The organism is Methylomonas rosea, assembly GCF_024505055.1.
Classification (GTDB): Bacteria; Pseudomonadota; Gammaproteobacteria; order Methylococcales; family Methylomonadaceae; genus Methylomonas; species Methylomonas rosea.
Genome location: NZ_JANIBL010000015.1, coordinates 45,697 through 68,290 on the forward strand (window position 1 = coordinate 45,697; position 22,594 = coordinate 68,290).

Here is a 22,594-nt window from a genome sequence, read left to right on the forward strand (position 1 = left end):
CTTGCCAATCGCGGTGTGGAGGGGGTGTGGCACGCACCCTCCATTGGCTCAGGCAGACGCGCTTTCCAGCATGTCTTTTACGATAGACAGGCTTTCCAAGCTCGCCAGATTTTTATCGATGGACGGCAGGCCGGCCAAAGCCACACGATTGAATCTATCCTGTTCGATGATCCAGGCCGTGGAGCCTATCGAGTAAATGCTTTGCACGTCGCGCAGCATTAGCGTGGTTTTGTAATCGTTCAGGCGTTTTTCCGCCATCAACGCTGCCAGTTGGCCGTCATCATATTGGCTGTAAGCCTCGCGGATATTTTTAATCAGCGCGTCTTGCAGTTTGCGCGGCCGTTCCATGACTAATTTGTAGGCATGTTTATCGACTAAGGCTTCGGTAGCCGGTTGGCCGGCTTTATTTAGTTGGTCTCTAGCTATTTGCTGGGCTTTATCGATCACCGCATAGCTGTTGATCAGTTTCAATGTCAGATCGGTGTCGGTTTCGCCGTAACCAGGGATAGCACCGTCGAACAGTGGTGTGTTGTTTTTGTAAGCCTGCTTGATCTGCTCGATTTGTTTTTGCGCAAATGCGACAGATAACTCTTCTATCATGGCTTTACGATCCAGTGCTTTACTCAAATATTCCGCGGTTTGCGTGCGGTTCAGCCAAAGCGGCAAGGCAAATTTGAAGTGCTGCCGCTCGTTGGCCCAGTTCGCCAGGATGGCCTTGGCTTTTTCTGAATCAGTGTGTTCAACATGTTGCTCAAGCATGTACAAAATAAACTGCTCGTGGCTGTCGGCTACATCGCTACCGTCGGCCAAGCTGTGTATCGTCACCGAGGTCTCGTCATACAAGTCCTGCAAGCGGTTGTTTGGATCGTATTGATAGGCATTGCCGCCGGACATGCCGGTGCAGAAGCCTTTACCAAAACCGCCCAGATTCAATACCGCGCCGTTAATCATGTACTCGCAAGCGAAGTCACCGACGCCTTCCACAACAGCCATTGCCCCTGAATTACGTACAGCAAAACGGTCGCCGGCTTCACCATTGATAAAGGTTTTGCCGCCGGATGCACCGAATAGCGCAAAGTTACCGATCAACACGTTTTCGCCGGGCAACTTGGATCCGCCGCCCGGTGATTTGATGACGATGGTGCCGCCGCAAGCGGTTTTACCAACGCCGTCGTTGCAGGTGCCGGTATGTTCCATACGCATGCCGTCGTTGTTGAATGCGGCATAACTTTGACCAGCCGAACCATGGGTGCGGACGATAATGGTATCGTCGGCCAGATAGCGGCGGCCATGCTGGTTGGTATAGATGATATTCGATTTAGCAACCTGTTCCGGGCTGAGTTCATACGCTAACAAGCGTTCCAGATCGACTGCGGTTTGACCGCCGACGGTTTTGTTACGGTTGTTGAGTTTGAACTCGTCGCCTTCGACGATCACCTGTTTTTGACTGTTTTCGAACAAGGCCGATTTGACGCGGGCGAAGATCAAATCGTCGATCACAAAATCTTTTTCCAGATAAATCGGCTTCTCGATTTTAATCACCGGTACTTCCGCCAGCAGTTTTTGCAGGTGAATTTGGCCGACCATGCTGGGATGGTCGATCAGATGCAGCAACTCGGTTTTGCCGCGAATGTCCTGCAAGCTGGTGTAACCCAAATCAGCCAGGATCTCCCGCACTTCGTGGGCCAAGTTCATAAAGAACTGTGCCAGCACGCGTGGGTCGCCTTTGAATTCTTCGTGGGCGGTGGTCAGGCCGGCCGGGCAGCGGATATTACAGTTTTTCGCCATCACGCAACGTAGCATCATCAACGCGGTGGTGCCGAATTCAAAGGAGTCGCCACCCAAAATAGCCGATTTCACCACGTCGGCACCATTCTGATGGGCCGCACTGCAACGTAGAATGACTTTGTCGCGCAAACCGTTAGCCGCCAACGCTTGATGTACTTCGGCGATGCCGATTTCCGGCGAACGGCCGGTGTTTTTCAAGCTAGTGACCGCCGCCGCGCCGGTACCGCCGGTGTTGCCGGCCACGTTGATGACATCGGCGCCGGCTTTGGCAACGCCGACCGCGATGGTGCCGATACCTTCCGACGATACCAATTTAACGACTACGCGTACTCGCGCCGCTTTGGCGTCGTGGATTAGTTGCCCCAAGTCTTCGATGGAATAGGTGTCGTGATGCGGCGGCGGACTGACTAGTTCTACTTTGGGTGTGCCGCCACGCAACGCGGCGATTTCAACAGACACTTTAGGTGCCGGTAATTGACCACCTTCGCCAGGCTTGGCGCCTTGGCCGATTTTAATTTCGATTTCCTCCAAATTCGGATCAGCTAAATAGCCGGCCCAAACGCCGAAGCGGCCGGAGGCAAACTGTTTGATTTTGCTGGAACGAATTGTGCCGAAACGGCTGGAGTGTTCGCCGCCTTCTCCGGAGTTGCTCATGCCGCCGGCAATGTTGGTACCTTGCGCCACGGCTTCGTGGGCTTCTGCTAGCAGTGCGCCATGACTCATCGCGCCGGACGCGAAAGTCGGGGTGATTTCATGGGCGGGTTGAACTTGATCCAGCGCTATCCGCGAGCGGGCAGGGCGGACGTTGCTCAGATAGTTGTAAATCAGGCTGTCGCTGTCGTTCGCCCGTAGATTCAAACTGTCGGCCTCAACCGTCAAGCCGAAATCGTTGCCGGCAAAGCGACCTTTCAGATGTTCGGCTAGTTGTTCCAGACGCGCTTTGCTTGAATTCTCGGTAAACCGAATATTGAAAACCACACCATTGGTTTTCTCGACATGCAGGCCGCGGATAAGGTAGTTATTGTTACCGTACAAATCCTGGCTGCCTAATAAACGATCAAAATCGGCTTTGCTGTTAGCGTTGCTTACATCGGCCGGAAACTCCATTACGTCGCGCAGTGCGGCGGGACGGTTGGCGCGTTCTTGAGCCAGATTGTGGGTAAAGCTGCGATAAGCCGGAGTGATGCCGAAAGCGTCAATTTGTGCTGGCGTGCGTTTTTCGTAGCCGAAATCCAGATAGGCGGTATCACTAGCCTCGGCAGCTTGCTGCTGAGGTATATAGAGAATCGCTTCATCGGTCATGTTGATGTATTCACGCACGGCCGTATTGCCGAAGGTGTGACCGGCGCCTTCATTCCGCTCTTTAAATAATCCAAGAAATGGAATGTCACTTTCGTTGGTTACGGATAGCGCCTTGTGGTGCCATTCCGTTGCGCTGGCGGCGATGTCGGAATAACGTACGCCGCCCACCGAGGCATTGATGTTGGGGAAATAAGGTTTTAACTTCGGTTCGTCGGTATCCAGGTAGTTGGATTCGAAAAACTCGCCGCCGATATAGCTTTCCGCCGTACACAGGCCGAATTTGCCCATGGTTTTCATCAGCGATTTTTCGACGCCTTTTTGAAAACTGTACAGCGCTTTTTGCTGCGAGGCAGGATCGGTGTATTCGGTGATCACGCGGTTATGTACGCTGAGTGGACAGATCGCGGAGGCACCGAAGCCCAGAATGGTAGCAACGTCGTGCGGGCTGGCAGCCTGACCGGTTTCCATGATCAATGAGCTGTTAAAGCGCAAGCCATGTTTAACCAGATGTTGGTTGGCTGCGGCAATAGTCAGCAGCGCCGGGATAGCGGCTTGGGCTTTACTGATATTGGCGTCGCTCAAAATAATGATGCCGGTATTGCTGCGCGCGGCTTGTTCGACTTGTTCACAGACCGATTGCAAGGCCAGTTCCAAGGCTAGTTCGTTTTGCGCGGCGCTTTCAAAATTCGGCGTGTATAGCGCCGCTATCGTCGCGGTTTTTACCTGGCCTTGTCTGCGAATCTGCTCCAGCTGAGTGCGTTGCAGAATCGGCGATTCGATCATTAATTGTTTGCTGTTCTGCGGTGCAAAAGTCGGCTTGGCACCCAAGGCTACGCGCAAGGTCATGCCGTCGCTTTCCCGCAGGGAGTCCAGTGGCGGATTGGTAACTTGAGCAAAGCGTTGGCTGAAATAACGCGACATACCGCCTTCAGAGGCACTCAAAGCGTTCGGGGTCAGACCGTAACCCATCGCCGAGACCTTTTCCAAGCCGGTTTGCAGGATAGGGTCCAGCAAAAATTTAAAGCTTTCCTGGTTCAGCGAATAGGCTGTATGGCGTTGATCGATATTAAGTTCATGCTCGTTGCTGAGTTCCGCAAGCTCTACTTTGGGTAATTCGCTGATGTGAATGCAACTTTGTTTCAGCAGCGCTTTATAGTCTCTTTCCTTGGCTAAGCGCTCCATAACTTGATGGCTGTCGTATGACTTGCCGGTGTTATGATCGAAATACAGCATGCCACCGGCTTCGATACGGCCGCGTCTCAGCACTTTTTCAGGTGGGAAATCGATCTGACCAGCTTCGGACATGACTGCCAGATACTCAGCGGTTTCGACAGAACGCAATGGCCTTAAGCCCAGGCGGTCCAGGCGGGCGCCGACGCGAATACCGTCATTGAAGATCAGCGCTGCCGGGCCGTCGTTTTTCTCTTCGTATAGGCTGAAATATTCCAGCATGGCGCGCACGTCTGCCGACAGGGTGGTATCGTTTTCCCAGGCAGGCGGCATCATCGCCAAAATGGCGGTGACGATATCCAGCTGATCTTCGTTGATACGGCGGGTCAGGGTTTGATCCAGGCGACCGGAATCCGATTGGCCGCAAGGAAATACCACGTGTTTGTTGTTTTGCCGAGCGATGGCGTTTTCGCTTAGGCGGTTTTTCTTGTCGGTGTTCAACTCGCCGTTGTGCGCCATGTAACGGAACGGCTGGGCCATCATTGTCGCCGGCGCGGTATTTGTCGAAAAGCGAGTGTGGAAAAATAGCGTGCTGATTTCGTGGTCGGCGTCGTATAAGTCGACAAAGTAAGGGATTACTTCGAACGAGTTCAGGCGGCCTTTATAAACCTGGGTGCGGGAACTCATCGACAACGGATAAAAGCCTTTCAGTTCCGGGCGAGTAAAGCCGTTGGCTTCTATCGTTAACAGCGCGGACTGAATATGTCTTTCAAAAGCCTCGTGACTGGCGTCTTTCAGGGATTTTGGACGACCGAAGATGACTTGTTTGATCGGTAATTGAGCCTTCAAGGCCGCCGCATTGAGTGCGGAGCTATCAACCGGGACTTCCCGCCATTTGATAATGGGCAGATCGAATTCCAGAAGCTGCTCTTCGACCAGCTTCTGTGCTTCTGAATCGTAATGCGCGTGGTCTTCCGGGAAGAAAAAATTGGCTACGCCGAATTGCCCCAGCTCCAGGCCTTTGTCCCCTGTGACCTTGCGGAAAAACGCCAAAGACAAATCGATATTAACGCCGGCGCCGTCGCCTATTCCTTCAGCGCTCATGCCGCCGCGATGCGGAATGGTACACAAGGCTTCATGCGACTTGACTAGGAGCTCGTGAGTCTGTTTGCTGTCCTTGCGGGTGATAAATCCGACACCGCAGCTGTCCTGGGAAAGATCAGCGTCGTAAAGCATGTGTATTGCGTTAATTTTCTGGGCGTTTTTAATCATTGCTATCCAGATCCTCTCTTACTGATTAAATGCGCTAGCCGGTATTTTCCTTACCGATAGTGCCGTTTATGGTTTTTCTGCCTGCTGCGTGTTAGAGTCGTCCCATGCGGCGAGAACCCCTAATTAACTTCGGAATTTCAGTTGGCGAAACTTTGTAATCATACCATGTGGCGCTGCCTCTGTCATTCCGTAAAGCCGATGGCGTCGTTGTTCTCTCGTCTGGCCTTTAGTTTTAAAACTTTGTGAAGAAATATGAAAGAACAATTTGATGTGGTGATAGTTGGCGGGGGGATGGTGGGTGCCGCCGTGGCTTGTTGCCTAGGCGGTAGCGAGTTAAAAGTGGCTGTGATAGAAGCGCAGGTTCCAGAAGCTTTTTCTAGCGAACAGCCGCATGATTTAAGGGTTTCAGCCTTAAGTATCGCCTCGAAAAACATTCTGGAAGCCGTCGGTGCGTGGGAAGGTGTAACGTCACGGCGCTATTGCCCGTTCAAGCGCATGCGGGTTTGGGAAACGGCCGGCGATACCACCTTCAACAGCGATGATATTCGCTATCCCGAGCTAGGCTATATCGTCGAAAATCGTATCACCCAGCGGGCCTTGCTGGATAGATTGCCAAGTTTCGCCAATATTGAATTGCTGATGCCGCAAACCATTACCAAGATGAATTACGACGGTCACGAATCGGAGTTGGTATTAGCGGACGGTCGCGTGCTTCAGGCAAAGTTGCTGGTTGCGGCAGATGGCGGTCAGTCGCGAGTCCGGCAGGCAGTGGGCTTGGGTGTGACCAGCTGGGATTACAACCAGCACGCGTTGGTGATTTACATAGAAACCGCCTATCCGCAGCAAGACATTACCTGGCAACGTTTTGTGTCCAGCGGTCCGCAAGCATTTTTACCGTTGACAGGCAATTACGGTTCCATCGTTTGGTATCAATCCCCTGATGAAGTCCGGCGTCTACAAGCCTTGTCTTACGAGCAATTGCAGGCCGAGCTGGTAGCGGCTTTCCCCGATTGCCTGGGTGAGGTGAAGCGAGTGTTGGGTGTGGCGAGTTTCCCGCTGAAGCGACAGCATGCGCAAAGCTATGTTAAGCAAGGGGTTGCTTTGGTGGGGGATGCTGCACACATGATCAATCCCTTGGCCGGGCAGGGCGTCAATATCGGTTTGCTGGATGCCGCGGCGCTGGCGGAAATACTGGTCGATGCCCGTAAACGCGGCAAAGACATTGCGGATCTGGCGGTGTTACAGCGTTACGAAGCGATGCGCCGCAATGAGAATCTGAAAATGATGACCTTGATGGATGTGTTTTATCGGTCATTTAGTAACGACATTTTGCCGATTAAACTGTTAAGAAATCTTGGTCTGGGTTTGGCCCAACGCATTACTCCCGCGCGCAATAAAGCGATGAAGGCCGCGATGGGGTTGGAAGGCCGCCTGCCGAAATTGGCGCGCGGCGAACGTTTGCTGGTCAGATAAGGTTTTAGCTTTTCAGGCTCAAATATCGCAACATCGTGGTGCGTATTTGAGCTTTCTTATCCTCGTCGGTGATCGGCATTGACTGCTGGTCGCTGATGTAGAACATGTCTTCCGCGCGACTGCCTATCGTGGTGATTTTTGCATCGTGGAGTTGGATGTCCAGCTCCGTAAACGCTTTGCCTATGGTAGATAGCAGGCCGGCGCGATCCGTGGTAACTAATTCGATAACGGTGTGTTTATGCGACGGATCTTCCAGAAAGGTGATGCTGGTTTCAATCGGAAAGTGCCGGGCCTGACGGGATTGCTTGTGGATATTCTTTGAGGCTTTAACTTTTTTGGCGATCAAGCCTTGACGTAGCGAGGTGCAGATATGCACTTCCCGATACAAGTCGTTAATGGCTTCGCCGGATTGTTCCAGCACTTGGAAGCTGTTCAGTACGTACTGATCGGCGGTGGTGATGATTCTGGCATCCAGAATCGTCAGGCCCAGATGGTCCAGGGTTGCGGTCGAAATTGAAAAAATCTGCGCTTCGTTGCGGGTGTAAACGAAAATCTCCGCGCTGCCGCGCTGGGTTTGCGGGCGCAGCAATACCAATGGCAGTTCGCTTTCCTGGCAGGCCGCGATGGCAATGGTGTGCCAAGCAATTTCGTCTGCCGAATAGCGCAGAAAATAGTCGTCGCTAAGATGCTGCCAGGACTGCGTGATATTGGTTTTGGATATACCCAGTTTCAAAAGCTCGTCACGAGCTTCTTTTTTGTTTTCTTGTACCCGTTCCGAGCGGGCCACCGGATTTTGCAGGCCGCGATGCAAGGCTTGGTGGGTGGAAATATACAAATCTTTCAGTAATACATCTTTCCAGGCGTTCCACAAGCTGGGATTCGTTGCGCGAATGTCCGCCACTGTCAGCAAATATAAATAATTCAACCGTTCTATACTGCCGACTTCCAGTGCGAAGGTGTGGATGACGTCCGGATCGCTGATGTCCTTGCGTTGTGCGGTCATCGACATCAGCAAATGCTGACGAACCAGCCAGGTGATCAGCTTGGTGTCATGGCTGGATAGGTCGTGTTGCTGGCAAAAGTTGTTGGCGATGGTTTCGCCGAGCGTGGAATGATCGCCGCCTCTGCCTTTAGCGATGTCGTGAAACATGGCGGCAATGTACAAAATGTCAGGCTTTGAAATTAGTAAAAAAATATTATTGCAAAACGGCAATTCCTTGTTGTGTTTGGCCAGCGAGAAGCGCCGCAAATTACGGATGACAAACAAAGTGTGTTCGTCCACGGTATAGATGTGGAACAGGTCGTATTGCATGCGCGCCACGATATTGGCAAAGTCCGGCAAATAAGCTGCGAGTACACCGTAGCGGTTCATTCGCTTTAGTTGGCTGGTAATACCGCGCGGCTGCCTGAGAATGTCCATGAACAGGCGATTGGCCTGCTTGTTGGTGCGGAACTCGGCGTTGATTAGGTGCAGATTCTTGCGGATAAGACGGATGGTGCTGGCCCGAATGCCCTTCAGAGAAGGCGATTGTTGCAGGATCAAAAAAATTTCCAGCAAAGCCAGTGGTTGTTTTTGAAAAACATCTTTGTTGCTGACTTCCAGATAGCCGTCTATCGATGAAAAATTGGCGGTGATAGGTATGGGTGCCAGGCTTTCTTTGTTGCTGATCAGTCTCTCGTTCAGTAGTTGCAACAGCATTTCGTTCAGACGCTCAATGTCCACGACAGTTTTGAAGTAAAACTGCATGAATTGCTCGACGTCGGGTTGTTCGTTCTTGTCGATGTAACCGAACTGGCTGGCTAGCTCGCGTTGGTAATCGAACACTAATCTGTCTTCGCAGCGGCTGGTCAGATTGTGCAGTGCAAAGCGCAGGCGCCAGAGGATGTCGCGAGCGGTAATCAGATTATCGTATTCCGATTTGGGTAAAAAACCGTATTTGATCAGCTCTCTGAGAGAGGATGCGTTGTAGTGGCGTTTGAATACCCAGCTGATTACTTGCAGGTCGCGGAGCCCGCCCGGACCTTCCTTGATATTCGGTTCCAGGTTGTAAGCCGTATCGTGGAACTTGCTGTAGCGCTTTTGTTGTTCAGCCATTTTGGCTGGAAAAAATTGTTCCGATGGCCAGAGTGTTTCGGAATTTACCTGGTGTTTTAAATCGCTAAATAGTTCGGCGTTGCCGGTAATCAAGCGCATTTCCAGCAGGTTGGTAAATACGGTCTGGTCGTCCTCGGCAACAGCTAGGCACTCTGGTACGCTACGCGTGCTCAGTCCCGGTTTTAAACCGATATCCCATAGGAAATTGCAGAAACCGGATACTTGCTGTTGATAGTCTATCGGGTTGGCGGCGCCGAGCAGCACCAGAATATCGATATCCGAATAAGGAAACAATTCGCCTCTGCCGTACCCGCCGGTCGCGATCAGGCTGTGACGGCTGGCGGCTGCGTCGAGGAAATGCAGCCAGCAGGCGGTCAATAGATTGTCGATAAAGCGAGCTTTCTCGGTCAGCAGGCCGACGGTCGCCTGGTCAGGGTTAAAGCGCATTTTTAACTGCGCATTTTCCTCGTTAATCGCATTTTTGAATTTGGCGACCGGATTGTCGTCCGCGAAACAGTCGAGAAAATCGTTTTCGGTGAACAGCGCCTGGCTCACAGCTCTTCCTGTCTCAGCGTCAAAATCTCGTAGCCGGTATCGGTTACCAAAATCGTATGTTCCCATTGCGCGGACAAGCTGCGGTCTTTGGTTACCGCGGTCCAGCCGTCGGCGAGGATTTTCATGTGGCGTTTGCCTTGATTGAGCATGGGCTCTATCGTAAAAATCATGCCGGGCTCGAGTATCTCGCCTTCACCGCGTTTGCCGAAATGCATCACATGCGGATCTTCGTGAAATTTTTTGCCTATGCCGTGGCCGCAGAATTCTCTGACGATGGAATAACGATTGTTTTCCGCGTGCTTTTGTATGGCGTGGCCTATATCGCCTAGGCGGGCGCCGGGTTTGACTTCCGCTATACCTAAAAACAGGCATTCGTGGGTAATGTCGACCAAGCGTTTGGCGTGAGGGCTGACGTCGCCGATGCAAAACATTTTGCTGGTGTCGCCGTGGTAACCGTCTTTAATCACCGTAATATCGATATTGACGATGTCGCCATTCTTCAGTTTTTTCTCGCTGGGAATGCCGTGGCAAATCTGCTGATTGATGGATGTGCAAATCGATTTAGGGAAGCCGCGATAATTCAGGGGTGCGGGAATAGCTTGCTGCACATCGACTATGTAATCGTGACAGATTTGGTCAAGCTCTTCGGTGGATATGCCGGCAACGACGTGGGGGGCGATCATTTCAAGTACTTCGGCGGCCAGTTTTCCGGCAACGCGCATCTTGTCGATTTCTTCGGCGGTTTTTATGGTAATAGTCATCGGCAGGTGGCTAATTATTGGGATAAAAGCGAGTGCGGGCCCGTTTTTGCTAAGTAATCAAGTGCTCTCTCAGGCAAACGCCGATAGGAGTCTATCAGACTTGAAGTTGTTGTGAAATTCTAATCATGGTATAAAGGCAAGTTCACTATGTAACCAATACTCACACTTGTCGACACGGTCGGTGGGGTGCTGAAAGTCTATTTCAGATTTTCGGTCACTGATCGGGGCGGGTGGAGGCGTAACCCAACGCCGAATTATTCGGCAATTTTAGGAGAAGTAAATGGCAGCAGTGTCAATGCGTCAAATGCTGGAAGCGGGTGTTCACTTTGGACATCAAACCCGTTACTGGAACCCGAAAATGGCTTCATACTTGTTCGGAGCTCGTAACAAAATTCATATCATCGACTTGGAACAAACGCTTCCATTGTTTAACGATGCCATGAACTATCTAGGCCAAATGACCGCCAACAAAGGCACCATTCTGTTTGTCGGTACCAAAAAAGCGGCGCGTAAAGTCGTGGCCGAAGAAGCAAAGCGTTGTGGTATGCCCTACGTCAACCATCGTTGGTTGGGCGGTATGTTGACCAACTTCAAAACCATTAAAAAATCCATCAACCGTTTGAAAGAACTGGAAGCGATGAAAGCCGACGGCACCTTGTACCAACGTTTCAGCAAAAAAGAAGCTTTGGGAATGGAACGCGAGTTGGAAAAGCTTGAGCGCAGCTTGGGCGGTATCAAAGATATGCGCGGTACTCCCGACGCTATTTTCGTTCTGGACGTAGGTTATGAGAAAAATGCCATTATGGAAGCCAAAAAACTAGGTATTCCAGTGGTCGGCGTGGTTGACTCCAATAACTCGCCCGAAAAAATTGATTATGTCATCCCAGGTAATGACGATTCTATCCGCGCAGTGACTTTGTACTGCCAAAGTGCTTCAGCCTCTGTGCTGGAAGCGAAAGCGTTGCGTATGGATGCTTCAGCCAAAGCCGACGATTTTGTAGAAGAAGTCGTAACGGAAGCGTAAGTTTTAAACGCGCTCGGCCGAAGCGGTTGAGCGCCGCTGAATCTGGTATTCAGAACAGACTGTCTTTTAAACGCCTCCTTTGTGAGGCGTTTTTTTAGTTAATAAAATTTGAGGAAAAAATGATGAGTATTAGTGCGGCGATGGTCAAGGAATTGCGTGAGCGTACCGGCTCAGGCATGATGGAGTGCAAAAAAGCCCTGGTTGAAGCCAATGGCGACATGGAACTGGCCATTGAAAACATGCGTAAAGCCGGTCTGGCAAAAGCCGATAAAAAATCCGGCCGTATCGCGGCGGAAGGAATCATCGGCGTTAAGGTTTCCGATGATGCTAAAACCGTTGTTATGGTAGACGTTAACTGCGAAACCGATTTCGTCGCCAAAGGCGATGATTTTATTGGTTTTGCTAATGATGTCGTCAACAGCCTGTTGAGCGCGAATGTCAACAGCGACGAAGAGTTACAAGCAATGGTATTGAGCACTGGTGTCAGCGTAGACGACACCCGTCGTGCTCTGATTGCTAAAATCGGCGAAAACATTACCGTGCGCCGTTTCGTTAAATTCACCACCACCGATGGCGGGCAAGCAGCTTATCTGCATGGTAGTAAAATTGGCGTTATCGTCGAATTGACTAAAAACGATCCCGCATTGGGTAAAGACGTGGCGATGCATGTTGCCGCGGCTAAACCTGAATATGTATCGGACGACCAAGTATCGGCCGATGTGATTGCCAAGGAAAAAGAAATTTTTGCTGCACAAGCATTGGAAAGTGGTAAGCCTGCCGAGATCGTTGAAAAAATGATTGGCGGTCGTATCAATAAATTCCTGGCGGAAGTCACGTTGTTGGGTCAGCCTTTCATCAAGGACGACAGCGTTACCGTCGGCAAATTGCTGACATCCAAAGGCAACGCTGTAGTGCGTTTTGCTCGTTTCGAAGTGGGCGAAGGGATCGAGAAAAAAGAAGAAGATTTTGCCGCCGAAGTAATGGCACAAGTTAGAGGCTAAACGCCTCCTAATAAGCCCGGTTCGCCGGGTTTATTTATATCAGTTCGTTGCTTTTAACCCATGTTTACGGTGGATATTTGATTATGAGTCAATTGATTTGTCAGAGAATTTTACTTAAATTGAGCGGCGAAGCACTGGCGAGCGAACGCGGCGGCAGTATCGATCCGGATATAGTGCAACGCTTGGCTCAAGAAGTGAAAGACTTGTGCGATGCAGGTATCCAAGTCGGCTTGGTCATCGGTGGCGGCAATATTTTGCGCGGTGGTGAGAAAGCATCGGAAGGTCTGAATCGGGTCACCGGCGATCAAATGGGTATGTTGGCAACGGTAATTAATGCCTTGGCCATGCAGGATGCACTGGAGTATCTCGGGCAGCCTGTTCGGGTAATGACTGCCCTGAAAATCAATCAGGTGTGCGAAGACTATATCCGTCGCCGGGCCGTCAGGCATTTGGAAAAAGGTAGAGTGGCTATTTTCGCTGCCGGCACGGGTAATCCGTTTTTTACTACTGATACCGCCGCCAGTTTACGCGCCATCGAGATAGACGCCGAGTTGATGATTAAGGCGACCAAAGTCAAAGGCGTTTATTCGGCGGACCCGAATAAAGTCGCGGACGCAGTATTCTATCCTCGTCTGACCTATGACGAAGCCATCGACCAACGCTTGAATGTCATGGACACCACGGCCTTGGTCTTGTGCCGGGACAATAATCTGCCTATGCGGGTAATGAATGTATTTGAGCCGGGAGCGATTATGCGCTTGATGCGCGGTGAAGATATAGGCTCCCTAATCGAGAGGAACTAACAAAATGATCAGCGATATTCAACAAGATGCCGCATCACGTATGGTGAAAAGCATCGAGTCCTTGCAAAAAGCATTTACCAAAATCAGAACTGGGCGCGCGCATCCCAGTTTGCTGGATCAAATCAGCGTGACTTATTACGGCAACGAATCGCCGTTGTCGCAGGTTGCCAACGTGTCCGTTGAAGACGCACGCACCTTGAAAGTCGTGCCTTGGGAAAAGAGCATGATCCAGGCTATTGAGAAAGCCATTATGTCTTCCGGTTTAGGTTTAAATCCTGCCACGCAAGGCACGGTGATTCGCTTACCCTTGCCGGCACTGACCGAAGAGCGCCGCCGCGATTTGGTTAAAATCGTCAAAAACGAAGCGGAACAAGGCCGGGTAGCGATTCGTAATATTCGCCGCGACGCCAATGCAGCCATCAAAGATGCGTTGAAAGAGAAATTAATTTCCGAGGACGACGCGCGGCAGGGCGAAGAAAAGATCCAAAAGCTCACCGATCAATACATCAAGGAAGTAGAGAAGCATCTTGAAGAAAAAGAAGCCGATTTGCTTTCCATGTAATCGAGAGGCGAGATGACTGTTGCTGACAACGATAAACCGGCGATAAATAACGGCAATCCACGGCATATTGCCATCATCATGGATGGCAACGGCCGCTGGGCGCAAAAGCGCTTGATGCCCAGGATCATGGGGCACTATGCCGGCGTCAAGGCGGTCAGGAAGATCGTGGAATATTGTGCCAAGCAAAACATCGAAGTGCTGTCGCTGTTCGCTTTTAGCAGCGAAAACTGGCGTAGGCCGCAGGATGAAGTGAGTTTGTTGATGGAACTGTTCATGAACACGCTGCAATCCGAGGTCGATAAGCTCGATAAAAACAACATCAGGCTGAAAATCATCGGCGATAAAAGCGCGTTTCCGGAAAAACTGCGGGAAAAAATCGCCACTGCCGAAGGGCAAACTGCACAAAACGACGGATTGACATTGCTGATCGCTGCCAACTATGGTGGACGTTGGGATATCACCCAAGCGTTGCGGCAAATCGTCGCCGGGGTGAAATCGGGCGAGATCGACGAACAAGCTATTTCCGAACAACTCGTCAATCAATATCTTGTCACCGCTGAGTTACCTGAGCCTGATTTGTTTATCCGCTCGGGCGGCGAGGAACGAATCAGTAATTTTCTGTTGTGGCAACTGGCTTATACGGAATTTTATTTTACCGATGCGCTTTGGCCGGATTTCGATCAGCAAGCATTGGAAAAGGCTATCGGCAGCTTCAAAGGCCGGCAAAGGCGTTTTGGGCACACCGGCGAACAAGTCATCGATAACAGAGTTCTCTAGGGATTTTTCTATAACCATAATAATTAAAAAACCACACACATGTTATTAAAACGCATCTTAACCGCGCTAGTACTGGCTACCGTGGTCGTCACAGCAGTCCTGCTACTGCCAACCCTTTATTTTTCCTTATTTATCGCCGTAATTACGCTGATAGCCGCCTTCGAATGGATGGCTTTGACCGATGTAAACACGCTTACTCGGAAAATTCTTTTCGTAAGCTTTCTGATCGTGCCGATGCTGGGTGTCACATATTGGACGGTATTGTTGGAATTGCTGAGCGAGGCGCTGGAATGGCCGGAAATCAAAGACTATTCGGACGCTTTGGAATGGTTTGTGATCGCTCCGGTGCTGTTCTGGGTATTAACCATGGTTTTGATCAGAAAAGCCGGTCCGCAATTGTTAAACATCGAATTTAAGTCGCGGCTCAAGACTTTTAGCGGTTGGTTGGTATTGCTTTCTGCCTGGATGTTTCTCAGCAAATTAAGAGCCTATTACGGTCCAGGGATGGTGTTGTATTTCTTGATACTGATTTGGGCGGCTGATATTTCGGCATTTTTTGCCGGTAAAAAATGGGGTAAGGACAAATTAGCAGCCGAAATCAGCCCCGGCAAAACCGTGCAGGGCATGTATGGTGCGTTGGCATCCGCGCTAATCTGCTCGATCGGTTTGAGGGTGTATTACGGTTTTGACGCTTTTCAAGGAGAACAACCCGAATTAGCCGTCTTGATGACTATCGATTTGGCAATCCTGTCGATACTTACCGTGTTGATTTCCATATACGGCGATTTGTTTTTTAGCCTGATCAAGCGCAAAAAAGGCGTCAAAGATAGCGGCACATTGCTGCCGGGACACGGCGGTATTCTGGATAGAGTCGATAGCATTATTGCTGCAGCGCCGTTCTTTTATGCCGGCATCATTTTGATCGGACGGAGCGTATTTGCATGAAAGGTATTTGCATCCTTGGCGCCACCGGTTCAATTGGTGTCAGCACACTCGATGTCGTAGCTCGCCATCCCGATCAATACAAAGTGGTGGCATTAACCGCCAACGGGAATATCGACGCCTTGTTCGAACAATGTCTGGCACATCGCCCCGAATATGCGGTAGTCGCCAACCCGGACAACGCCCAGGCATTCAAAGACAAAATCTCAGGTTCGCCGGTCGCCGGGATGAAAGTATTGTCCGGTGCGGAGGCTTTGACCCAGGTTGCAACCCTGGACAATGTCGACGCGGTAATGGCCGCTATCGTCGGCGCAGCCGGCTTATTGCCGACTTTGGCGGCTGCGAAAGCCGGCAAAACGGTGCTATTGGCGAATAAGGAAGCCTTGGTCATGTCCGGGCAAATTTTTATGCAAGCGGTTGCCGAAAACGGCGCCACGCTGCTACCGATAGACAGCGAACACAACGCGATTTTTCAATGCATGCCGGCCGGTTATACCACCGGGCATACTGCCAAACAGGCAAGACGCATATTGTTGACCGCATCCGGCGGTCCTTTTCGGCAAACGCCGATAGCCGATTTGGATACCGTTACGCCCGAGCAAGCGGTAGCGCATCCGAAATGGGATATGGGCCGGAAAATTTCGGTCGATTCCGCGACGATGATGAACAAAGGTCTGGAGTTGATCGAAGCCTGTCTGCTGTTCAATATGGACCCGGATGCGATTCAAGTGGTGATTCATCCGCAAAGTATCATTCATTCCATGGTCGATTACGTCGATGGCTCCGTGCTGGCGCAAATGGGCAATCCCGACATGCGTACGCCAATCGCTTACGCGATGGCTTGGCCGGAACGGTTCGATTCCGGTGTCGCACCGCTGAATATTTTCGAAGTCAAACACATGGATTTCGAACAGCCCGATTTGCAGCGTTTTCCGTGTTTGAGATTGGCTTACGAGGCTATCAAAGCGGGCGGTATCATGCCGACTGTTTTGAATGCAGCCAATGAAATTGCCGTGGAAGCCTTTTTGAACGAGCAGGTGCGCTTTACCGATATTGCGCGCATCATAGAACGGAGCATGGCCCAATTTAAAGCCGATTGTGCCGATACGCTCGAACATGTCCTGGCAGCCGACCGGCAGGCCAGGGACGTTGCTAATGCAGTGATCGCCGAACTCAAACACTAGTTAATGGATACTTTGCATACCTTGTTTTATTTCATCGTCGCCATTGCAGTACTGGTGGCGTTTCATGAATACGGCCATTTTTGGGCGGCACGCAAGGTAGGCATCAAAGTCATTCGTTTTTCCATCGGTTTCGGCAAGCCGCTGATTACCTGGCAAAAAAGCCCCGACGATACCCAATTCGTTGTCGCTGCCATTCCGTTGGGCGGCTATGTAAAAATGGTCGATGAACGCGAAGAAGCGGTTAAAGCCGAGGATTTGCCTTATGCCTTCAATCGGCAGCCGCTGCTGGCCAGAACCGCCGTAGTCGCTGCCGGACCGATCGCCAATTTAGTACTGGCCGTGTTTTTATTTTGGTTGGTGTTGGTAATCGGTGAAGCCGGGGTAAGACCTGTCATCGGTGGGGTGGAAGTCGGATCTTTGGCCGAGCAAGCCGGTTTTGCGACAGGCGACGAAATAGTCAGTATCGACGACACCCCCACGCCGACCTGGATAGAAGCCCTGGATACCTTGTTGACCTTGGCGATTGACGGTAAAACCGAGATCAGCGTGCTGACTAAAGCAATAGACGATAGTCAACAAGTACGCTTGATTCACTTAGCAGAACAGGATGTACAAACCCCGGAAACGCTACACAAGCGTTTAGGTCTGAAGCCTTGGGTACCGACTATCAAGCCCGTTATCGGCAAGCTGCTTGACGATGGTGTTGCCAAGCAAGCCGGTTTACAAAGCGGGGATTTAATTCTCAGCGCGGACGGCACCGCCATTACCGACTGGCAACAATGGGTGGATTATGTGCAGGCCCGGCCGGATGTCGAAATTAAATTATTGTTGGAGCGCAGCGGCGCACAATTAACATTAAGCATTACCCCGCGCAGCGAGCCGCAGGGCGAGGGTAAGGCGGTCGGTAAAATCGGCGCCGGCGTCGATGCACCGAAAGACTTGTTGGACTCCATGATGGTGACGCATGCCTTATCGCCGTGGGATGCGCTGCCGGTCGCCGGAAAGCGAGTTTGGTTTTATGCGGTGACGACTCTAAAAATGATGGGAAAAATGGTGGTAGGTTCCGCTTCAGTCGAGAATTTGAGTGGCCCCATCAGCATTGCGCAATACGCCGGTCAATCGGCTGAAATGGGATTTACTGCGTTTCTGAAGTTTCTGGGCTTGGTTAGCGTCAGCCTCGGTGTGTTGAATTTACTGCCGGTGCCGGTGCTGGACGGCGGTCATTTGCTGTTTTTCGCGGTTGAGGCCATCAAAGGCAGCCCGCTTCCGGAAAGAATGCAACTGTATTTTCAACAAGCCGGCATGCTGCTATTGATGCTGCTGATGGGCTTGGCTATGTTTCTCGATATAGGCAGATTATTTCAATGACGCTGAACAAAACAGCCGCGTCGAGGTCAACCGCATTCTTTTCTAATCTTCCCTGGTAATTACATGAAAAAAATCACACATACTCTGGCTTTGACGCTACTGGCTTTGACTAGCCCGGCGCTATTTGCCGACGAAGCCGCCATAAAAAAAGCCTTGAGTGAGTTTATGCCTGGGGGACAGATCGACTCTGTGAAACCATCGGAAGTCAAAGGTCTATACGAAGTGTCCATGGGCGGCAATATCTTTTACGCATCCGAAGACGGTAAATATTTACTGCAAGGGCAATTATTCGACGCCGAAGCCAAGAAAAATATCACCGAAACCAAGCTGGCTGACGTGCGTAAAGCCTCGCTGGATAAAGTCGGCGAACAAAAAATGATTATCTTCAAACCGGAAAACAGCAAACATGTCGTGTCTATCTTTACCGACATCGATTGCGGTTATTGCCGTAAGCTGCATTCGGAAATCGATCAATATATGGCGCAGGGCATTACGATACGCTACATGTTTTTCCCTAGAGCCGGCAAAGGGTCGGATTCCTACAAAAAAGCCGTCTCAGTCTGGTGTGCCGCCGACAAAAATAAAGCTTTAACCGCCGCGAAGAAGGGTGAACATCTGGATGCAAAAACCTGCGAAAACCCAGTGGACGAACACATGGCGCTGGGCGAAGCGTTCGGTATGAACGGCACACCGATGATAGTCACGCAAAAAGGCAATATCCTGCCCGGTTATGTACCTGCCGCGCAATTGGCAAAAGTGCTGACCAGCGAATAAGAGAATACGAAAAAACCGCCAGCTACCGTGCCGGCGGTTTTATGTGTTAGAAAATCATCGGATCGTCACTTCTACCCGACGGTTTCGCGGTTCGGGCGTTTCATCGCCGGTCTTGATCAACAAATTCTTTTCGCCGTGCGATGTGACGGCGACTTCTTTGACATCCATCTTGCCGGCATCGAATAACTTGCTGACCTGAATGGCACGCTCATTCGCCAATTTTTCGTTTTTGCCCGCGTCGCCCACCGTGTCGGTGTGACCGATCACTGAAATATCGGCGGCAGGGTGCTTACTCGCGGTTTCGATGATCTTCGGAATCAAGGCTGCCGATTCTTCGGTTAGCTTGGTGCCGCCAGTCTCAAAATACAATAAAAATATCTCCGGCAATACCGGTTCGGAAGCCAAGGCTCTGCCAAAGTCGTTATTGATCTTTTCTGGTTCGACTTTGAATACGGTTTTGGAGTTGTCCAGCGCCGCACCATAACCGGCTTGTTCGACCACGGTTTCGCTGCCGGCGCCGCTGAAAATCACTTTTCCGGTTGAGCCGTCGTGATCTTCCAACAATACCAAATAAGATTTGGCGCAACCGGTTAACGCAAGTGCAATAGCGAATGTTAGGGTTTTGGGTAGGGAAATTGTCGTCATGGCAAATACTCGGCTTATTCTTCAATCTTGACTAAAAAACGCGTGCCTCTTACCGCAATCACCCCGGTTGGGGTTTTTACCGTCACCGCTTCCGGCTTGAGCTTAGCGATGACGCCGGAAATATAGTGCAGGGTGCCTTTTAGTAAACTGGCGTTTAATTGCAATTGGTCCTGTTGCGGTTCGAATTGATACGCTTCTATTTTTAATTCGGTATTCGGGCCGATCGACAAAATGGTATTGTCTTTCAGTGTTACTCCGGCGGCGCCGTTCTCGTCGGTTTTGATGACGTTACCGACATGTATCGGCGAACCAAGACTGGCTTTGATCGGGCCGCTGCTCTCGTCGATAGTCGTTTGATCGTTGATGGTTTTGATGTAACCGATGACTGCTTCATCGGCCGATACCGCGCTCGATATGCAAAGGGCTAGACCCAAGCTCCAACAGGCGAAAAGATGTTTCATAATGGCCTCGACAAACGGTGTTTTGGGACATCAATAGCCGCACGGGCGGTATTGAAATTTAGCGTGTAAGTATAGACGGCATTTAATTGTTGTCAGAGTCAAGAGCTTATTTGTGTTAGGGTTTGATAGCGACTAATTAGCTTAAGTAAACGCCAAGTTCCCTTTACATTCGGCGTAGCGGGCTTGCCGAATCTTAGAAATCACCGGTTATCACACTGACACCCGTCTCAGATATTAGTCCAAGCCGCTTAACGGATCAGCAACTCCACCCAAAACGTGCTGCCTACCCCAGGTGTGCTGCTAACCCCGACGCTGCCATTCATCAATTCCGCCAGTTGTTTGGTAATGGCCAGTCCAATACCGGTGCCCTCTATGTCGGTATTATCCGCGCCCAGGCGCTGAAACGATTGGAATAACAATTGCTGCTGTTGCTCCGCCAGACCATTGCCGGTATCGGTAATAGAAATTCTTACCCGAGTATCGTCCACCCGGCTGCTGCTCAGGTTGATGGAACCGTTGGGGCGGTTATATTTCACAGCGTTGGATAGAAAATTCAATAAAATTTGTTTGGCGCGTTTCGGGTCTGCTTTCAGCTCAATGTCTTCTGGCAAGGGATTATCGACAATTAGTTCCAGGCCTTTATTTTGTACCAAGGGTGTGATCAGGGTTTGGCAATCCTTGATCAGCTCCGTCAAGTGGATGCTGCCGATATTCACGCTGATTTTGCCGGATTCGATTTTAGCCAGGTCCAAAAGCTCGTTAATCAGCCCCAGTAAGTGCAGACCGGCCTTCAATATTTCATTGACCGAGTCCAGGTGAGTTTCGGCCAAAGGATGCTCAGGGTCGTCCATTTGCATCAGCTGCGCAAAACCGATAATGGCATTCAGTGGTGTGCGCAATTCATGGCTCATTTGCGACAGAAATTGGCTTTTGGCCAAGCTGACTTGTTCAGTCCGGTTAATCAATTCTCGCATTACGGTTTGTTCTTCGGCTTTTTTCAGCAGCATTTTTGCCATGAGCATCCGCTCGCCAATATCGTTGATCGTCAACACTGTGCCCATCAGTGCGCCCCGACTGCCTATCAAAGGGGCGATAGTCAGATTGGCGTTCATCGCGTAGTGGTCGGAAATGGATAGGCGAGTATTGCTGATTTTCAACGGTCCCTGATTGATTACGCTTTGTTGGATCAATTCAGCGATTCGATGGGGTTTGCCGTCTATTTCCAGGCTAAAAATGTCGTCGATATTTTGGCTGGCGGTCTTGGGACGTTTGCTGCCGATGATATCCAGGGCGGCGGCATTCATGTATTCGATTGAGCCTTTGCTGTCCGTGGCTATTACGCCATCAACGATAGCATTTAAGGTGATATAGGCGCGTTTTCGTTCCGCGAATAAGGACTGGATCAGTTTCTCAAAATGCCGCCAGCTGCGTAGCGGATAGCTGAGTATCAACACCAGTAATGCCACGGACGGTGCAAACCAATAATGGCAGGTATGCAGTAAGGCCAAGCAAAACAATAAAATTGCCATGGATAGCATAGAGACAGCCAGTGCCAGCCAGCGCAGTGAAAAACAAGTGCTGATCTTGATGGCGATACCGGCTATCGCCAGGCTTAACAGGAATTGCCAATGGCCAGGTAACGGCTGCCAAAGGGTTTGCTTTATCAGGCCATCCAAGCCGGCTGCGACGAAATCCACGCCGCTAATGGGCCGATCACCGACGGCCAACGGGGCCGGTAGATCGCGTTCTATGCCGCTGGCGGTCAGACCGACCAGTACGTATTTATCGGTGAATAATTGTCCGGACACAGCGCCCGACAGCACGTCCAAATAAGAAACCCTGATGAAATCGCTGCCGGGAGCAAAGAACGGCAACCACACCCGATAGTCGCCATGTACGCCTTCTTCAGACGGTTCGGTCCGTAAGCCCGGTAAATCGGTAAGTATTTCCGGATGGCTCAGAGCATAAATAGCCAGCGGCATCGCCGACCACTGCGAGTCGCCCAAGGATAACTGCAATAAAATGCTCCTACTGATCCCGTCCTTATCCAAATCGACGTTGGCATGCCCCAGCACAGAATGTTTGGCATAGTCCGGCAAGGGCAGTGTTTCCACTATCTTATTGCCGTTGTGTTCGATAATAACCGGCAGTACGACCTGCCCATTACTGGCTAGCGCACGGCTTAAGCGTGCGTCCAGTTCCGGATGCTGCCGATCCGCTTCGGAAAAAATAAAATCCAGGCCAATGGCCTTCGGTTTTGTCGGTGCCAGCGTCTCCAGCAGGCGGGCGTGAATATCTCTAGGCCAGGGCCAGCGCCCCAGCTTTTGCAGACTTTTCTGATCGACCTCGATAATGACAATATCTTTTGAAGCCGGTGTGGCCAGCAGCTTAAGTTGGGCATCGTAAATCCAGCGATCAAAGCGCCACAGAGCATCCGTGTAGCTTAAGCCGACCGAGAGCACGATCAGCAGCGTGACGATCAATGATTTTTCGAAGTGGCGTGTCGCCATGGAATTTACTGTGCAAAGTGGAAATACTTGGGAAAGTATACTAGTTGCAATCGCAATTAGTTAATGTAAAACAAGGTTTTCGGCCGTTAACTGCCCGGCTGCACGAGGTAAATCGTCTGAACGATGC

16 protein-coding genes are annotated in these 22,594 nt (G+C 50.8%); 10 read left to right on the forward strand and 6 right to left on the reverse strand.

Translation table 11 applies throughout. The features are described from left to right. Nucleotides 1-48: 48 nt before the first annotated feature. Entirely contained in the window at nt 49-5,532 is a 5,484-nt protein-coding gene (locus NP589_RS06835; protein WP_256606300.1) for a glutamate synthase-related protein, read from the reverse strand. 252 nt (nt 5,533-5,784) lie between these two features. Here NP589_RS06835 and NP589_RS06840 point away from each other — a divergent pair, with 252 nt between their 5' ends. Next, entirely contained in the window at nt 5,785-7,005 is a 1,221-nt protein-coding gene (locus tag NP589_RS06840; RefSeq protein WP_256606301.1) for a UbiH/UbiF/VisC/COQ6 family ubiquinone biosynthesis hydroxylase, read from the forward strand. Nucleotides 7,006-7,009: 4 nt separating this feature from the next. Here the strand turns inward: NP589_RS06840 and glnD are convergent, their stop codons facing one another. Continuing rightward, nucleotides 7,010-9,655, reverse strand: coding sequence for a [protein-PII] uridylyltransferase (gene glnD / locus NP589_RS06845; RefSeq protein WP_256606302.1), 2,646 nt, complete (start codon nt 9,653-9,655; stop codon nt 7,010-7,012). After that, nucleotides 9,652-10,416, reverse strand: a complete 765-nt coding sequence (map, locus tag NP589_RS06850; protein WP_256606303.1) for a type I methionyl aminopeptidase — start codon at nt 10,414-10,416, stop codon at nt 9,652-9,654. The genes glnD and map overlap by 4 nt, the downstream gene beginning before the upstream one ends. A gap of 280 nt (nt 10,417-10,696) precedes the next feature. On the opposite strand from map, the gene rpsB reads away from it, so the two are divergent. The 9 genes from rpsB (at nt 10,697) to NP589_RS06895 (ending at nt 18,851) form a co-directional block, all read left to right on the forward strand. Continuing rightward, entirely contained in the window at nt 10,697-11,440 is a 744-nt protein-coding gene (gene rpsB / locus NP589_RS06855; protein WP_020481858.1) for a 30S ribosomal protein S2, read from the forward strand. A gap of 122 nt (nt 11,441-11,562) precedes the next feature. Further along, nucleotides 11,563-12,441 (forward strand): translation elongation factor Ts, encoded by an 879-nt coding sequence (gene tsf / locus NP589_RS06860; protein WP_064010671.1) that lies wholly within the window; start codon nt 11,563-11,565, stop codon nt 12,439-12,441. A gap of 83 nt (nt 12,442-12,524) precedes the next feature. Next, the gene (gene pyrH / locus NP589_RS06865; RefSeq protein WP_020481856.1) at nt 12,525-13,244 is read left to right on the forward strand and encodes a UMP kinase; all 720 of its coding nucleotides are present in this window, start codon (nt 12,525-12,527) and stop codon (nt 13,242-13,244) included. Nucleotides 13,245-13,248: 4 nt separating this feature from the next. Next, the gene (gene frr, locus NP589_RS06870; RefSeq protein ID WP_064010670.1) at nt 13,249-13,806 is read left to right on the forward strand and encodes a ribosome recycling factor; all 558 of its coding nucleotides are present in this window, start codon (nt 13,249-13,251) and stop codon (nt 13,804-13,806) included. A gap of 12 nt (nt 13,807-13,818) precedes the next feature. After that, nucleotides 13,819-14,583: an undecaprenyl pyrophosphate synthase gene (uppS, locus tag NP589_RS06875; protein ID WP_256606304.1), complete on the forward strand. Its 765-nt coding sequence runs from the start codon at nt 13,819-13,821 to the stop codon at nt 14,581-14,583. Nucleotides 14,584-14,622: 39 nt separating this feature from the next. Next, nucleotides 14,623-15,528, forward strand: a complete 906-nt coding sequence (locus tag NP589_RS06880; RefSeq protein ID WP_256606305.1) for a phosphatidate cytidylyltransferase — start codon at nt 14,623-14,625, stop codon at nt 15,526-15,528. Beyond that, nucleotides 15,525-16,709, forward strand: coding sequence for a 1-deoxy-D-xylulose-5-phosphate reductoisomerase (gene ispC, locus NP589_RS06885; RefSeq protein ID WP_256606306.1), 1,185 nt, complete (start codon nt 15,525-15,527; stop codon nt 16,707-16,709). The genes NP589_RS06880 and ispC overlap by 4 nt, the downstream gene beginning before the upstream one ends. 3 nt (nt 16,710-16,712) lie before the next feature. Further along, nucleotides 16,713-18,077: an RIP metalloprotease RseP gene (rseP, locus tag NP589_RS06890; protein WP_256606307.1), complete on the forward strand. Its 1,365-nt coding sequence runs from the start codon at nt 16,713-16,715 to the stop codon at nt 18,075-18,077. Nucleotides 18,078-18,140: 63 nt separating this feature from the next. Continuing rightward, the gene (locus tag NP589_RS06895; RefSeq protein ID WP_256606308.1) at nt 18,141-18,851 is read left to right on the forward strand and encodes a DsbC family protein; all 711 of its coding nucleotides are present in this window, start codon (nt 18,141-18,143) and stop codon (nt 18,849-18,851) included. Nucleotides 18,852-18,905: 54 nt separating this feature from the next. Here NP589_RS06895 and NP589_RS06900 read toward each other — a convergent pair whose 3' ends face one another. The 3 genes from NP589_RS06900 to NP589_RS06910 form a co-directional block, all read right to left on the reverse strand. Further along, entirely contained in the window at nt 18,906-19,496 is a 591-nt protein-coding gene (locus tag NP589_RS06900; protein ID WP_256606309.1) for an OmpA family protein, read from the reverse strand. Between the two features lie 14 nt (nt 19,497-19,510). Continuing rightward, a complete protein-coding gene (locus NP589_RS06905; protein WP_256606310.1) occupies nt 19,511-19,957 on the reverse strand; it encodes a FecR family protein in 447 nt (148 codons plus the stop codon). A gap of 248 nt (nt 19,958-20,205) precedes the next feature. Next, the gene (locus NP589_RS06910; RefSeq protein ID WP_256606311.1) at nt 20,206-22,467 is read right to left on the reverse strand and encodes a CHASE2 domain-containing protein; all 2,262 of its coding nucleotides are present in this window, start codon (nt 22,465-22,467) and stop codon (nt 20,206-20,208) included. Between the last annotated feature and the right edge of the window lie 127 nt (nt 22,468-22,594).

What these genes read in the sequence shown, in the direction of transcription:
- NP589_RS06835 (WP_256606300.1), bottom strand. Translation starts at nt 5,532, where the DNA reads ATGATTAAAAACGCCCAGAAAATTAACGCAATACACATGCTTTACGAC.
- NP589_RS06840 (WP_256606301.1), top strand. Translation starts at nt 5,785, where the DNA reads ATGAAAGAACAATTTGATGTGGTGATAGTTGGCGGGGGGATGGTGGGT.
- map (WP_256606303.1), bottom strand. Translation starts at nt 10,416, where the DNA reads ATGACTATTACCATAAAAACCGCCGAAGAAATCGACAAGATGCGCGTT.
- rpsB (WP_020481858.1), top strand. Translation starts at nt 10,697, where the DNA reads ATGGCAGCAGTGTCAATGCGTCAAATGCTGGAAGCGGGTGTTCACTTT.
- tsf (WP_064010671.1), top strand. Translation starts at nt 11,563, where the DNA reads ATGAGTATTAGTGCGGCGATGGTCAAGGAATTGCGTGAGCGTACCGGC.
- pyrH (WP_020481856.1), top strand. Translation starts at nt 12,525, where the DNA reads ATGAGTCAATTGATTTGTCAGAGAATTTTACTTAAATTGAGCGGCGAA.
- frr (WP_064010670.1), top strand. Translation starts at nt 13,249, where the DNA reads ATGATCAGCGATATTCAACAAGATGCCGCATCACGTATGGTGAAAAGC.
- uppS (WP_256606304.1), top strand. Translation starts at nt 13,819, where the DNA reads ATGACTGTTGCTGACAACGATAAACCGGCGATAAATAACGGCAATCCA.
- NP589_RS06880 (WP_256606305.1), top strand. Translation starts at nt 14,623, where the DNA reads ATGTTATTAAAACGCATCTTAACCGCGCTAGTACTGGCTACCGTGGTC.
- ispC (WP_256606306.1), top strand. Translation starts at nt 15,525, where the DNA reads ATGAAAGGTATTTGCATCCTTGGCGCCACCGGTTCAATTGGTGTCAGC.
- rseP (WP_256606307.1), top strand. Translation starts at nt 16,713, where the DNA reads ATGGATACTTTGCATACCTTGTTTTATTTCATCGTCGCCATTGCAGTA.
- NP589_RS06895 (WP_256606308.1), top strand. Translation starts at nt 18,141, where the DNA reads ATGAAAAAAATCACACATACTCTGGCTTTGACGCTACTGGCTTTGACT.
- NP589_RS06900 (WP_256606309.1), bottom strand. Translation starts at nt 19,496, where the DNA reads ATGACGACAATTTCCCTACCCAAAACCCTAACATTCGCTATTGCACTT.
- NP589_RS06905 (WP_256606310.1), bottom strand. Translation starts at nt 19,957, where the DNA reads ATGAAACATCTTTTCGCCTGTTGGAGCTTGGGTCTAGCCCTTTGCATA.
- NP589_RS06910 (WP_256606311.1), bottom strand. Translation starts at nt 22,467, where the DNA reads ATGGCGACACGCCACTTCGAAAAATCATTGATCGTCACGCTGCTGATC.